This is a genomic window from Mesorhizobium sp. M0983, assembly GCF_040318975.1.
Classification (GTDB): Bacteria; Pseudomonadota; Alphaproteobacteria; order Rhizobiales; family Rhizobiaceae; genus Mesorhizobium.
Genome location: NZ_JAMYNH010000004.1, coordinates 24,525 through 36,614 on the forward strand (window position 1 = coordinate 24,525; position 12,090 = coordinate 36,614).

General features: G+C 62.8%; 14 protein-coding genes. 9 read left to right on the forward strand and 5 right to left on the reverse strand.

Going from position 1 to position 12,090, the window contains the following annotated elements:
* Positions 1-10: 10 nt before the first annotated feature.
* Both NKH71_RS09180 and NKH71_RS09185 read right to left on the reverse strand, forming a co-directional pair.
* Positions 11-511 (reverse strand): hypothetical protein, encoded by a 501-nt coding sequence (locus NKH71_RS09180; protein WP_031193518.1) that lies wholly within the window; start codon positions 509-511, stop codon positions 11-13.
* An 11-nt stretch (positions 512-522) separates the two neighbouring features.
* Positions 523-1,248, reverse strand: coding sequence for a DUF2259 domain-containing protein (locus NKH71_RS09185; RefSeq protein WP_352641121.1), 726 nt, complete (start codon positions 1,246-1,248; stop codon positions 523-525).
* A 248-nt stretch (positions 1,249-1,496) separates the two neighbouring features.
* Here NKH71_RS09185 and NKH71_RS09190 point away from each other — a divergent pair, with 248 nt between their 5' ends.
* Positions 1,497-1,751 carry a DUF2171 domain-containing protein gene (locus NKH71_RS09190; protein WP_254817658.1) on the forward strand — a complete coding sequence of 85 codons (255 nt, stop codon included), beginning with the start codon at positions 1,497-1,499 and terminating at the stop codon, positions 1,749-1,751.
* A 46-nt stretch (positions 1,752-1,797) separates the two neighbouring features.
* On the opposite strand, the gene NKH71_RS09195 is transcribed toward NKH71_RS09190, so the two are convergent.
* Positions 1,798-2,817 (reverse strand): P1 family peptidase, encoded by a 1,020-nt coding sequence (locus NKH71_RS09195; protein WP_352894789.1) that lies wholly within the window; start codon positions 2,815-2,817, stop codon positions 1,798-1,800.
* Positions 2,817-3,890 carry a branched-chain amino acid ABC transporter substrate-binding protein gene (locus tag NKH71_RS09200; protein ID WP_352790708.1) on the reverse strand — a complete coding sequence of 358 codons (1,074 nt, stop codon included), beginning with the start codon at positions 3,888-3,890 and terminating at the stop codon, positions 2,817-2,819. The genes NKH71_RS09195 and NKH71_RS09200 overlap by 1 nt, the downstream gene beginning before the upstream one ends.
* A gap of 180 nt (positions 3,891-4,070) precedes the next feature.
* Between NKH71_RS09200 and NKH71_RS09205 the strand changes: the two genes are divergently transcribed.
* Genes NKH71_RS09205 through NKH71_RS09235 form a run of 7 tightly spaced genes read left to right on the forward strand, consistent with a single transcriptional unit; the run spans position 4,071 to position 10,407 of the window.
* Complete coding sequence (locus tag NKH71_RS09205) at positions 4,071-4,565, forward strand: flavin reductase (RefSeq protein WP_352587690.1); 495 nt, start codon at positions 4,071-4,073, stop codon at positions 4,563-4,565.
* Between the two features lie 31 nt (positions 4,566-4,596).
* Positions 4,597-5,526 (forward strand): AAA family ATPase, encoded by a 930-nt coding sequence (locus NKH71_RS09210; protein ID WP_352495809.1) that lies wholly within the window; start codon positions 4,597-4,599, stop codon positions 5,524-5,526.
* A 4-nt stretch (positions 5,527-5,530) separates the two neighbouring features.
* Entirely contained in the window at positions 5,531-6,775 is a 1,245-nt protein-coding gene (locus tag NKH71_RS09215) for a vWA domain-containing protein (RefSeq protein ID WP_352481164.1), read from the forward strand.
* Positions 6,776-6,800: 25 nt separating this feature from the next.
* Positions 6,801-7,139 (forward strand): XdhC family protein, encoded by a 339-nt coding sequence (locus NKH71_RS09220; RefSeq protein ID WP_352790705.1) that lies wholly within the window; start codon positions 6,801-6,803, stop codon positions 7,137-7,139.
* Between the two features lie 6 nt (positions 7,140-7,145).
* Positions 7,146-7,850 carry an XdhC family protein gene (locus tag NKH71_RS09225; RefSeq protein ID WP_023717406.1) on the forward strand — a complete coding sequence of 235 codons (705 nt, stop codon included), beginning with the start codon at positions 7,146-7,148 and terminating at the stop codon, positions 7,848-7,850.
* Positions 7,847-9,457, forward strand: a complete 1,611-nt coding sequence (locus NKH71_RS09230) for an NTP transferase domain-containing protein (RefSeq protein WP_023717407.1) — start codon at positions 7,847-7,849, stop codon at positions 9,455-9,457. The genes NKH71_RS09225 and NKH71_RS09230 overlap by 4 nt, the downstream gene beginning before the upstream one ends.
* Positions 9,458-9,489: 32 nt before the next feature.
* On the forward strand, positions 9,490-10,407 hold the full coding sequence (locus NKH71_RS09235; RefSeq protein WP_084642439.1) for an alpha/beta hydrolase: 918 nt from the start codon (positions 9,490-9,492) through the stop codon (positions 10,405-10,407).
* Here the strand turns inward: NKH71_RS09235 and NKH71_RS09240 are convergent.
* Positions 10,404-11,435, reverse strand: a complete 1,032-nt coding sequence (locus NKH71_RS09240; protein WP_023717409.1) for a DUF1176 domain-containing protein — start codon at positions 11,433-11,435, stop codon at positions 10,404-10,406. The two genes, NKH71_RS09235 and NKH71_RS09240, sit on opposite strands and share 4 nt — an antisense overlap.
* A gap of 123 nt (positions 11,436-11,558) precedes the next feature.
* Here NKH71_RS09240 and NKH71_RS09245 point away from each other — a divergent pair, with 123 nt between their 5' ends.
* Complete coding sequence (locus NKH71_RS09245; RefSeq protein WP_023717410.1) at positions 11,559-12,065, forward strand: DUF1993 domain-containing protein; 507 nt, start codon at positions 11,559-11,561, stop codon at positions 12,063-12,065.
* Positions 12,066-12,090: the final 25 nt, after the last annotated feature.

A 12,090-nucleotide genomic window follows, 5' to 3' on the forward strand; every position in this document is an offset into this window, starting at 1 on the left:
AGCAAAATGCTCAACGTTGCTGGCGCGCAAACCAGACACTGGCGACAGCCAGCGCAATGAAACCGAGCGGAAAATACAGCCGGATGCCGAGGACGACGAACTGGTAGAGCGCCGTCAACATCGTGAACACGAACTGGAAAACCCAGGTGATGGTGAGCGCGGGCGCATGCCATTGGACATAGTAGGAGCGGTATTGCAGCCCAAAGAGGCCGCCGGTGAAGGCGATAGTCACGGTGAGAAGGCAGACGAAGGCGGCAGCGAGGGCGATCTCCCAGTTGCGTCCGAGGGAGACGAGTCGCGCCAGAAACAGCCCAACCGGGAAGGCCAGCGCGCCGCCGGCAGCATAAAGCAGCGAGACGAAGCGGACCTTCGCCGGGGTCTCCCAATCGTACAGCTGCAGATTGAGCAGCGCGCTGGCGCCCATCGCCATGGCCCACAACAAGGCACCGACAAAAGCGGTGCGCAGCGGCGGCAAGGAGCGGCGGAGACGGCGCAGAGCGCGATAGCGCATGGCGGGGAACGTCACAGGCGACCGGTTACCGCGATCCAGCGATAGTCCGGCCCTTCGAAGCCGTATTGGCGCACCGCGATCAGCACGGCATAGGCGCTGAGGCTATCCAGTGAAAATGTCTGGACCGCGCCGATCTGGTACCCATTCGGACAGCCGCGGCTTTGCGGGATTGATTTGTCCTCGTGAATAATCCTCGTCTGGCCGCCGTCCTTCGCCTCGATGCGCAGCAGGCGAAAGCCGTTGATCTCGCCCTGGCTCTGGCAGCGTTCGGTGTCATTCATGCCGATCTGGTCGAGCCGGAACTCGAGCGGATCGTCGACCGGCGAAAAGATCGGGCGCGGATTGACCACCATGCGGAAGGGATCGGCAGAAAGCTCGGTCACCGGGTTGAAGCCGGCGGTGATGCCGCGATTTGCCGTGAGTTCCGCCTGACTGACGATCGCTTCGCCCTTTTGCCGAGCCTGCAGCCGCGCTGCGTCCACCATGGCATTCTCGTCTTCGAGCCGGACTCGGATCGGCGATCCCTTGAGAAAACTGTCGTCGGCCGTGTCGATGTAATAGCGGTTGGCATACGGGAATCCCGATCCGTCCTGGACGCCATATTCTTCGAAGGCGAAGATGCCGCCGTCACGGCTGAAGCCGAGGATCTCAAGCTCGGCGACATCGCCTGCGTAGGCGGCGACCAAAGTTGCAAGCTGGGCGAACAGGCAGACGGCAAACAGGGCAAGATTTCGCATGGGGCTTTCCGTTCAGACAGTCGACGTCGTTAAATTCCCTATCACGATGCTGTCAAAAGATCGTGCTAACTGAAACACGAAGTCGATGCATCCAATCCGGCTGTCGTTTGTTATTGTCGGCAGCTTCACCGCATCGTGCCTTCCGAAAATCAGAATCGATTGTCGGAAGGGCACGATGCATTGATTCAAAATGTTTAGAGCATCCTTTGCGCGTCCAAAGGACGCGCGGCGCCCTAAGGGAGACCCCCATGACCGATGCAGCCAAGATCCGCGAACGTATGGAAGTGATCGGCGCCGACGGCGTCCATGTCGGCACCGTCGACAAGGTCGACGGGGATCGCATCAAGCTGACCAAGCGCGACAGCGGCGAGGGCGCTCACAGGGGCCATCACCACTTCATTCCTCTCAGCCTCGTCGCCGAGGTCGAGGGCCAGAAGGTGCGCCTGTCGGCAAACTCGGATGTTGCGGTCACGTTCGAGGAAGAAAAATCCGACCCCACCTGATCATAGTCCAGTCTGACTACTGCTCACCGAATGAGCGTCGGCGCGTTCAGCGCGACGACCAGACCGGGAAGAGATCGCCCTCGGCCGGCGTCGCGGCAAAGACGCCGCGGCTGATGGCGCGCGCCATCGTCGCGCCGGCAGCTGCGTAGAGATCGATTGCATCGTTGGGCCCGAGCTCGATGCCGCTCTTGCCCGTTGCCAGCGCGAAGACCAGATCGCCGTCGGCGGGCGTGTGCGTCGGCCAAATGGCACGGACAAAGCCGTCATGCGCTGATATCGCCAGGCGTTTGGCGGCGGCCTTGGTGAGGACCGCATCAGTGGCGATCACGGCGATGGTCGTGTTGGCGCCGGTTTCCGCCTGCTCTGCGGCATGCTTGTCACGGAACTTCAGCAGGATCTTTCTGGCACCGTCAGGCATCGGGTGGGGATAGCCTAAGCCGCCGAACTCGTCGCCGATCTCGAACGGTGCCGCCCAGAAATGGCGGGTCCCGGCGACCGTCACCGAGCCGGTCGGGTTGACGGCGGCGAGCGCGCCGATGGTGACGCCGCTGTCCAGCATTGTCGAGGCCGAGCCGAGCCCGCCCTTCAGACCGGAGCTCAGCGCGCCGGCACCCGCGCCGGCGGTGCCGAGCGCAAAGTCTATCGCGGCGGTTTGCGCGGCTTCGTAGCCGAGGTCGCGGTAAGGCGGATACCGGCCCCAATCCTTGTCGCCGCCATTGCGCAGGTCGAACAGGATCGCCGCCGGCACGATCGGCACGCGAAAGCCGCCGACCTCGACGCCCATGCCTCTTTCGCGCAATGCCGCCTGTACCCCCGACGCGGCGTCGAGGCCAAAGGCCGAACCGCCCGAAAGCACCACGGCGTGGATGGCATGGATTGAATTGTGCGGCTCGAGCAGGTCGGTTTCGCGGGTGCCCGGCGCACCGCCCAGGATTTGCACGCCGGCCACGGCCGGTTCGTCGCAGATGACGGTGGTCACACCGGATTTCAGCTTGGCATTCGCCGCATTGCCAACCCGCAAGCCGGCAACGTCGGTGATGAGATTGCGCGGACCGGTATGGAACATTATTGGCTCTCCGCCCGCACGAAACGGCCGCCGTCGAAACGGTAGGCGCGATAAGGATTTTGCGTCAGGTCGCCTTTCTCGTCAAAGCGGATCGGCCCGATCGCCGTAGTGAAGTCATGTCCAGTAAGCAGGTCAGCCAGGCTTTTGCCGGAGGTTTCGGAAGCCGCAAAGGCCTCGCGGGCGATCTCGACCGCGGCATAGGCGGGAAGCGTATAACCATCCGGCACGATGTTTTGTGCGACAAAGCTTTGCAGCACCTTGGGGTCGGCGACGTCAACCCATTCGGGCGGCGCGATCATTAGCGTGCCGACGGCGTAAGGCACGTCGCCGAGCGGCGCGCGCAGCGCTTCACCGCCGGCAAACACCATGCCGGTATCGAGCTGGCCGGCGTCGCGGCCCATAATGGCGACATCATCGCCGTCACCACCGGCAAAGACATGCGTTGCGCCGGCTTTCTTCAGTCGGCCGATCAGGCCGATCTGGTTGTCGAGCTGCGGCCGGAACGTGTCGACGAACACTGGCTTCAATGCCGCCTGCTCGGCGGCAGACCGAAACGTCTCGGCCATTTCGCGGCCATAGATCGTGCCATCGTCGACGATAGCGAACAGCTCGTTCTGCCATAGGCGGGTGAGGGTGGCGGCGACGGCATTGCGCTCGTCGTCGCCGCGCGGCCCGAGACGATAGATCGGCCATCCCGTCTTGGCGCGCCGGTCGGTCAGGCTTTCCGTGCGCACGCCGACGGTGATCACCGGGATGTCGGCATCCTTGAGGATCGGCAGAGCCGCCTCGATTGCGTCGGTGCACAGAAAACCGATGACGACCTTGACCTTGGCCGCGGCGAATTCCCGCGCGGCGGCAACGCCGCCAGCGGCCGTGCAGGCGTCATCGATCGTCCTGATCTCGGTATCACTCGCTTCAGCCGCTATTGTCGCGCCTGCCTCGATCTGCTTGCCGAGGATCGCCGACGGCCCCGACAAAGGCGCCGCGACACCGATCAGCAGCGTCTCGGCACTCGCACTACCGGCGAGCGAGAGCCAGGCCAGCACCGCTATCGTGGTTGTCCAAGGTCGCATGCGAGCGAAGAATTCCTCCGCGCCGGTCGCGTGTTTTGCCGGCGCCAATGCCGTCAAGACCTAAAGGCTGGCCAGCTTTGGCGCAACACGCGAATTCGGGATATAGCTCAAGCACTTCGCTTGTGGCATGCAATATGCGGTCATATATAACGGCTGGTTCTGACTAACGGAAAATCATCGGTGCTGAAGAAGAATGAAATCGGGCCGCAGGCCTACCGCGACGCTATGGCCCATTTTGCCGGCCATGTGCATGTGGTCACCACTGATGGCCCGGCGGGCAAGCGTGGCGCGACGGTGATCGCGGCCTGCTCGGTGTCGGACACGCCGCCGACCATCCTGGTCTGCCTCAATCGTGAAAATCCCAAGAACGAGCCGTTTGTGAAAAACGGCAAATTTGCCCTGAACACGCTGGCTTCGGATCAGGAGCCGCTATCGATCGGCTTTTCCGGCATCACCGGCCTGCCGGTCGAGGAGCGTTTCGCATTGGCCGAATGGGACGTCATCTCGACCGGTGCGCCGACGTTGAAGGGCGCGCTTGCCGTCTTCGACTGCGAGCTGATCGACACCAAGGATTTGGCCACTCATCGTGTGCTTTTTGGCAAGGTGACAGGCCTGCGCATCGGCGATAATTTGCGGCCGCTGATCTATCACGACCGCAGCTACCACGCTCTGTAGAGGCTTTGATGGCCGCGTCCACGGAGATCAAATGACCGAGCTGAAATCGCGCCCCGTGCCGCGGACCATCGACGAGACGCTCGATCTGTTGACCGGTGCGGATTATGTGGCGGACCGGTCGCTGGCGACTGTGCTGTTTTTGTCGCTGCGCATGAAGCGTCCGCTTTTCCTTGAGGGCGAGGCCGGCGTCGGCAAGACCGAGATCGCCAAGGTGCTGGCCGAGGCGCTCGGCCGTAGGCTGATCCGCCTGCAATGCTATGAAGGGCTCGATGTTTCGTCTGCCGTCTACGAGTGGAACTACGCCGCGCAGATGATCGAAATCCGCATGGAGGAGGCGGCCGGCAAGGTCGACCGCTCCGACATGGAACGCAACGTCTTTTCCGAAAAGTATCTGATCCGCCGCCCGGTGCTCGATGCGCTGACTGGCAAGGCGGGCGCCGCGCCGGTGTTCCTGATCGACGAACTCGACCGCACCGACGAGGCCTTCGAGGCATTCCTGCTCGAAATCCTCTCCGATTTCCAGGTGACGGTGCCCGAACTCGGCACCATCAAGGCGGAGGAGCCGCCGATCGTCATCATCACCACCAACCGCACGCGCGAGATCCACGACGCGCTGAAGCGGCGCTGCCTTTATCACTGGGTCGATTATCCCAATGCCGAGCGCGAGCTTGAGATCGTGCGCCGAAAGGTGCCGCAGGCCAACAGCCGGCTTTCGGCCGAGGTCGTTTCATTCATCCAGAAGCTGCGTCAGATCGAGCTGTTCAAGGTGCCCGGCGTCGCCGAGACCATCGACTGGGCCGGCGCGCTGACCGAACTCGACAAGGTGGCGTTGGACCCTGAGACGGTTTCCGACACGATTGGCGTGCTGCTGAAATACCAGGACGATATTGCCCGCATCGGTGAGGGCGAAGGCCGGCGCATCCTCAACGAGGTCAAGGCCGAGCTGTCGGCGGCGGAGTAGGGCGATGCCGCGTGCGGAACCCAAAGAGGCAACGGCGGACGGGCGGATCGCCGACAACGTCGTCTATTTCTCCCGCACCTTGCGCAAGGCCGGTATGCGTGTCGGACCGGCCTCGGTCAAAGACGCCATCGAGGCAGTGCTCGCTGCCGGCATCGGCTCGCGTGACGATTTCTACTGGACGCTGCACGCCGTGCTGGTCTCGAGGCACGAAGATCACGCCACCTTCGACGAGACCTTCCGGCTGTTCTGGAAGTCGCACGAGCTGATCGAAAAGATGCTGGCGATCTTTTCGCCGATCGCTCCCGACAACAAAGGGAAGCAAAAACCCCGCGCGGCCGAGAACCGCGTCAGCCAGGCGATGTTCGAGGGTCACCAGAAGAACCAGCCGGCGCAGGAAGTTCCCGAGATCGAGGTCGACGCGCGCTTCACCTTCTCCGGCAACGAGGTGCTGAGAGGCAAGGATTTTGCCCAGATGAACGCCGCCGAGATGGCCGACGCCAAGATAGCGATCGCCCAGTTGCGGCTGCCCTTCGACATGGTTCGGACGCGGCGTTTCAAAGCCGATGCGCATGGCCGCCGTATCGATCCGCGCGCCATGATGCGCTCGGCTGCGCGCACCGGCGGCGAGTTGATCCTGCCTAAATTCCGCTCGCCCCGCGAAGTCCATCCGCCGCTGGTGGTGCTTGCCGACATTTCCGGTTCTATGAGCCAGTACACGCGGATCTTCCTGCATTTCCTGCATGCGCTGACGGAAAAGCGCCGGCGCGTGCACGCCTTCGTCTTCGGCACCAGGCTTACCAATCTGACCCGTCAGATGCGGCATCGCGATCCCGATGCCGCACTCGCCGACTGTTCTGCCGCGGTAAAGGACTGGTCGGGCGGCACGCGCATCGGCGATACGCTGGCAGAATTCAACCGTTTTTGGTCGCGCCGCGTGCTGGGGCAAGGCGCGGTGGTACTGCTGATCACCGATGGGCTGGAGCGCGACGAGGTCGCCGGCCTGTCGGAGGAAATGGAACGGCTGCATAAATCCTGCCGGCGGCTGATCTGGCTGAACCCGCTGCTGCGCTTCGACGGCTTCGAGGCGCGCGCCCGCGGCGTCAGGGCGATGCTGCCGCATGTCGACGAATTCCGTTCGGTGCACAATCTCGACGCGCTCGCCGATCTCTGTGCGTCGCTGGACAAGAATTCGGTGCGTTCGGTCGACCCGCGCCGGTGGATCCAGGCTGGCGCGAAGCGCGTCGCATAACCACATGTCTCCCAGGGAGAAAATCATGGAACACAGTGTCTATCTCGATGAAGCCCGCGACCCGCTGATCATCGCGGAGGGCTGGATGAAGGACGGCAAGGACGTCGCCATTGCCACCGTGGTCGAAACCTGGGGTTCGGCACCGCGGCCGGTCGGTAGCCATCTGGTCATCAACACCGAAGGCAATTTCCATGGCTCCGTTTCGGGCGGCTGCGTCGAAGGCGCAGTGGTGACCGAAGCAATCGACGTCATCGATAGCGGCAAGGCGAAGATGCTGGAGTTCGGGGTCGCCGATGAGACTGCGTGGCAGGTCGGCCTGTCCTGTGGCGGCCGCATCAAGGTCTATGTCGAAAGATTGGGCTGATTGTCGATGGATCCTTACGCGCTGAAGACACTCAACGCCGAACGTCGTGCCCGCCGCGCGGCGATTTTGGTAACCGATCTTGGTGACGGCCGGGACCGTATCGTGCGCGAGGGCGACCAGGTTGCCGGCGAACTCGGGGCAGCCATCGCCAAGGCATTCCGCACCGGCAATTCCGGGTCGGTCGAAGCTGGGGGACGGGCCTTCTTCCTCAACGCACATCTGCCGCAGCCACGCCTGGTGGTGATCGGCGCCGTCCACATCAGCCAGGCGCTTGCACCGATGGCCAGGATCGCCGGCTATCCCGTCGAGATCATCGATCCGCGCACGGCGTTTGCCACGTCCGACCGCTTTCCCGACATCGCGCTGCATGCCGAATGGCCGGAGGATGTCCTGAAGCGTCAGCCGCTCGACGGCTATACCGCGCTGGCTGCCCTCACTCATGATCCGAAGATCGACGATTTCGCGCTGAAGGCGGCGCTCGACGCCAACTGCTTCTATGTCGGGGCGCTTGGCAGTCGCAAGACCCATGCGAAACGCGTCGAACGCTTGCTGGCCTTGGGCGCGACCGCCGACCAGATCGCCCGCATTCATGCACCGATCGGCCTCGACATTGGGGCTGCCAGCCCGGCCGAGATCGCCGTCGCGGTGTTGGCGCAAGCGATCCACGCCTTTCGCTCTCGCGGCCTCGAATCCAAAGGCGCGGTCGCGTGAAATTTGGTCCCGTTCCGATCGATGCGGCCGAAGGGGCAGTGCTGGCGCACGCCACCACAGCCGGAGAGCGCCGCTTCCGCAAGGCGCACAGGCTAAGCGCCGAGGATGTGTCCCTGTTGAAGGCCTCCGGGATTTCCGAGGTCGTCGCGGCGGTGTTGGCGCCCGATGATCTCAGCGAGGATGCCGCGGCCGAAAAGCTCGCCGCATATATGATCCATCGCAACATCGAGGCGAAGCGCGCTGCGACCGGCAGGGTCAACCTCCACGCGCAGGCTGCCGGCATATTCACCGTCGACGCGGCGATGATCGACGCCATCAATGCCGTCGATCCGACGATTACCATCGCCACGCTGGCGCAGCATGCGCCGGTCGAAAAAGGTCAGATGGTTGCGACGGTGAAAATCATTCCGTTTGCGGTCGCCTTCGCTTTGGTCGATGCGGTGGCAAGGATCTGCGCCGAGGGCGAGATTTTTGCGGTCAACGCCTATCAGCCGGTGCGCGTCGGCGTCATCCAGACGGTGCTGCCCGGCATCAAGCCGAGCGTGCTCGACAAGACGCTGCGCGTCACCGAAGCGCGCCTGGCGCGTTCGGGCAGCCGGCTGACGACGGAGCGTCGAACCCCGCATGAGGTCAGCCCCGTCGCCGAGGCTGCCGCCTCGCTGATCCGCGACAACGATATGGTGGTGATCTTCGGCGCCTCGGCGATGGCCGATTTCGGCGACGTCGTGCCCGCCGCCATCGAAAGGGCAAGCGGCACCGTCATTCGCGCCGGCATGCCGGTCGATCCTGGCAATCTGCTGGTGCTCGGCAATCTAGGCGGCAAGCGCATCATCGGTGCGCCCGGTTGCGCCCGTAGCCCCAAGGAGAACGGCTTCGACTGGGTGCTCGACCGGCTGATTGCTGGTCTCGACGTGACCGCCAGGGATATTGCCGGCATGGGCGTTGGCGGGCTGCTGATGGAAATTCCGACGCGGCCGCAGCCGCGCGAGCCGCTGCCGGCCAAAGCAGAACCAAGGGTCGAGACGGTGCTTCTGGCGGCCGGCCGCTCCAGCCGCATGAGCGGGCCGAACAAGCTTTTGGCGCTGTTCGACGGCAAGCCCCTGGTCCGCCGCACCGCCGAACGCGCGGTCGGTTCGAAAGCCGCGGCCACCATCGTCGTCACCGGCCACGAGCGCGAGCGCGTGCGCAGCGCACTGTCGGGCATGGATGTGACCTTCGCCGACAATCCGGATTTCGCCGAGGGTCTGTCTTCGTCGCTGAAGGCAGGCATCGCCAAGGTTTCTGGCGACGCCGCCGGCGCCCTGATCGTCCTCGGCGATATGCCGGGCGTCGCCTCGGCCGACCTCGACAGGCTGATCGAGGCGTTCCGCAAGTCCGAAGGGCGATCGGTGGTGCGCGCCTCTCATAATGGCCGGCGCGGCAACCCGGTGCTGCTGCCGCGCTCGCTGTTCGCCGCCATCGCTCACCTCGAAGGCGATACCGGTGCCCGTCATCTGGTCGAGGCCGAAGGGCTCGACGTCATCGATGTCGAGATCGGCGAAGGGGCGGCCGTCGATGTCGACACGCGCGAGGCGCTGGAAAGCGCCGGCGGCGTGCTGCAGGATTGACAAACCGAAGCCGAAAAACGCATGGCTGCGGGATGGCCTTTCGTTCTTGCTTCCGGTTCCGCTTGCCCCCCTCTGGCCTCCCGGCCCTGCTGATCGCGATTTTTTTGTCGCTCTCTTGTGCCGCCTACGCCAACGCTCTCGAACTCAAACCCTTCAAGGATGATCTGTTCGCCTATCCGGCGACGCTCTCATCCGAAAACAACGGCGCCTATACGGTCATCGACTATCGTGAGTTGCGCGACATCAACGCCCGTGACGAAGTGCCTGAGCGTCGTGTGCACGCGCAATACACCGATACCGGCGTGCGCAAGGTGCAGCAGGATCTGTTGCTGAAGACCGACGCTGGAGATGTCCGCCACATTGCCGTCGGCAAAGTCGGGGGCGCCAGCATCATCGTGCTTTACCTGCACGGGCAGGGCGGCAGCCGTAAGCAGGGCACCGACGACATCACCTTTGGCGGCAATTTCAACCGCATCAAGAACCTGATGGCCGGCAATGGCGGCCTCTATCTGTCGCCGGATTTTTCCGACTTCGGCGACACCGGTGCCGCCCAGATCGCTGCGTTGATCGGCCACTATGCCGAGCAGTCGCCGGGCGCAAAAATCTTCGTCGCCTGTGGCTCGATGGGCGGTTCGTTATGCTGGAAGCTGGCCGATCGCAAGGACACCGGCGGGCGCATCGACGGGCTGCTGCTGCTCGGCTCGCTGTGGGATGAGAGTTTCTTCTCAAGCCCCGCATTCAAGCGTCGTGTGCCGGTCTTCTTCGGCCAGGGTAGCAAGGACCCGGTGTTTCCAATCGAGAAACAGGAAGGCTTCTTCCGATCGATCCTAGCCAAATCGAGAACCTATCCGACCCGCTTCGTCCGTTTTGAAACTGGCACGCATGGCACGCCAATCCGCATGACCGACTGGCGGGGTACACTCAACTGGATGTTATCGAAGGCCCCCTAGGGCGCGGTGTTGTAGTCGACGACCGTCTGCGGATTTTCCTCGCCGTCGTAAGACGCGTCGACGTCGTACTGGACCAGGGAAAAATCGCCGTTGCGAAACAGATATGTCCCCGATGAAGAGGCATCGCCGATGCCACGCCATTTGTTGAACGTAGCGATCGTCTTGGTCTCTTCGTCGTAATCGGAATTGGTTGCCCAGCCGGAGGTCTGGAAGCCAACTATGGTCATGCCCAGCAATTTGCCTTCGCTGTCGTTGTTTTCGTAGCGAATGTCCATTTCGGGTTCGGCGAACTGCAATTGCCTGACGCCGAGCACGTCGTCGCTCATGTAATAAATAGAGCTTTCGTTATAGGCCGCGGCCGAGCAGGAGAAGTGGAAAAGCCGCGTTTCCCTTTCGGGATCACTGGCAGCCGCATCCTTGTCCTTATAGTGGATCGAGAAAATGTCCGGCTCCTGCGCCAAAAGATCCTTGTCGCACTGGTCGCCATAAGTCGTGGCAAACGCTCTGTTGGCCTGCTCAAGCGCTGCGTCCTTCTTCGGCGGCGGCGGTCCTTCGCCGCAGCTTGCCGGCACGGCATCCTCGAAATCGGCCTTTGACGGTTTCAGCGCACCCTTGTCGATGAAGATCGAGCGAAATGGCGGTTCCTGGATCGAGGCGTTGATCTGGCGCAGCGTATAGCAGCCGGCAAAGACATTTTCGCTGCCGTCCTTGGCTGTCGCCCGGATGGCGACCGGAACGCTGTAGTAGATACTGCCGGCAGCACCGTCTTCGGACACACCACCGGTTTTTACGTCGACCGTGTCGGTGCCGTCATAGCCTTTGACGAAGGAGTTGAAATCCTTGGCCGGCTTGGTGTCGCCGAAATAGTCCCAGGCGCGCGCGAATTCGTGCCGGCTGATGGCACTATAAAGCGACCGGATGACCGCTTCGGCATTCGACCTGTCGTCGATATAAGGCGCGTCTGCGGCGAGCGCCGATTGGCCGGCAAGAGAGATAAAAGCGGCCGTTGCGAAAAGGGCGCGTCTCATCGGGAACCTCCACTCGATGAAAAATCCTATCATATCGATTGCGGCGACGTGGTGACGCTTGAACAATCGCGTGCGAAAGCGCTACCTCTCGCCGTCGGCAGTCGGGCCGCGTGGAGATTTCTTGTGACCATATCAATGTATGAAGCATCCGTGCCGGTATTTTCGGCGAGGCTGAAGGCACTGGCCAACGTCCTGAGCATTGCCGAGCAAAATGCGGCTGACCGGAAGATCGATCCGCAGGTGTATCTCACGGCGAGGCTGGCGCCGGACATGTTCGCCCTGACCAGGCAGGTACAGATTGCCACCGATCACGCCAAGGGCGCGCCGTCGCGGCTGGCCGGGCGTGAGGTGCCAAAATACGAGGACAATGAGGCGAGCTTCGCCGATCTGCAGGCCCGCCTTAGCAAGACATTGGCTCATCTCGCGACATTTTCGGCGGCCGAATTCGATGGTTCAGATGACAGGATGGTCGAACTGAGGCTTGCGGGACGCGAGGTTTCGATGCCAGGAATGCAGTATCTGTTGCATGCCGCCATGCCCAATTTCTATTTCCACCTGACCACTGCCTATGACATCCTGCGCCACAACGGCGTGCCATTGGGCAAGTCGATCTTCCTCGGATTGCGTTGAGATTCGCTCAGGAGATATCCCGGCC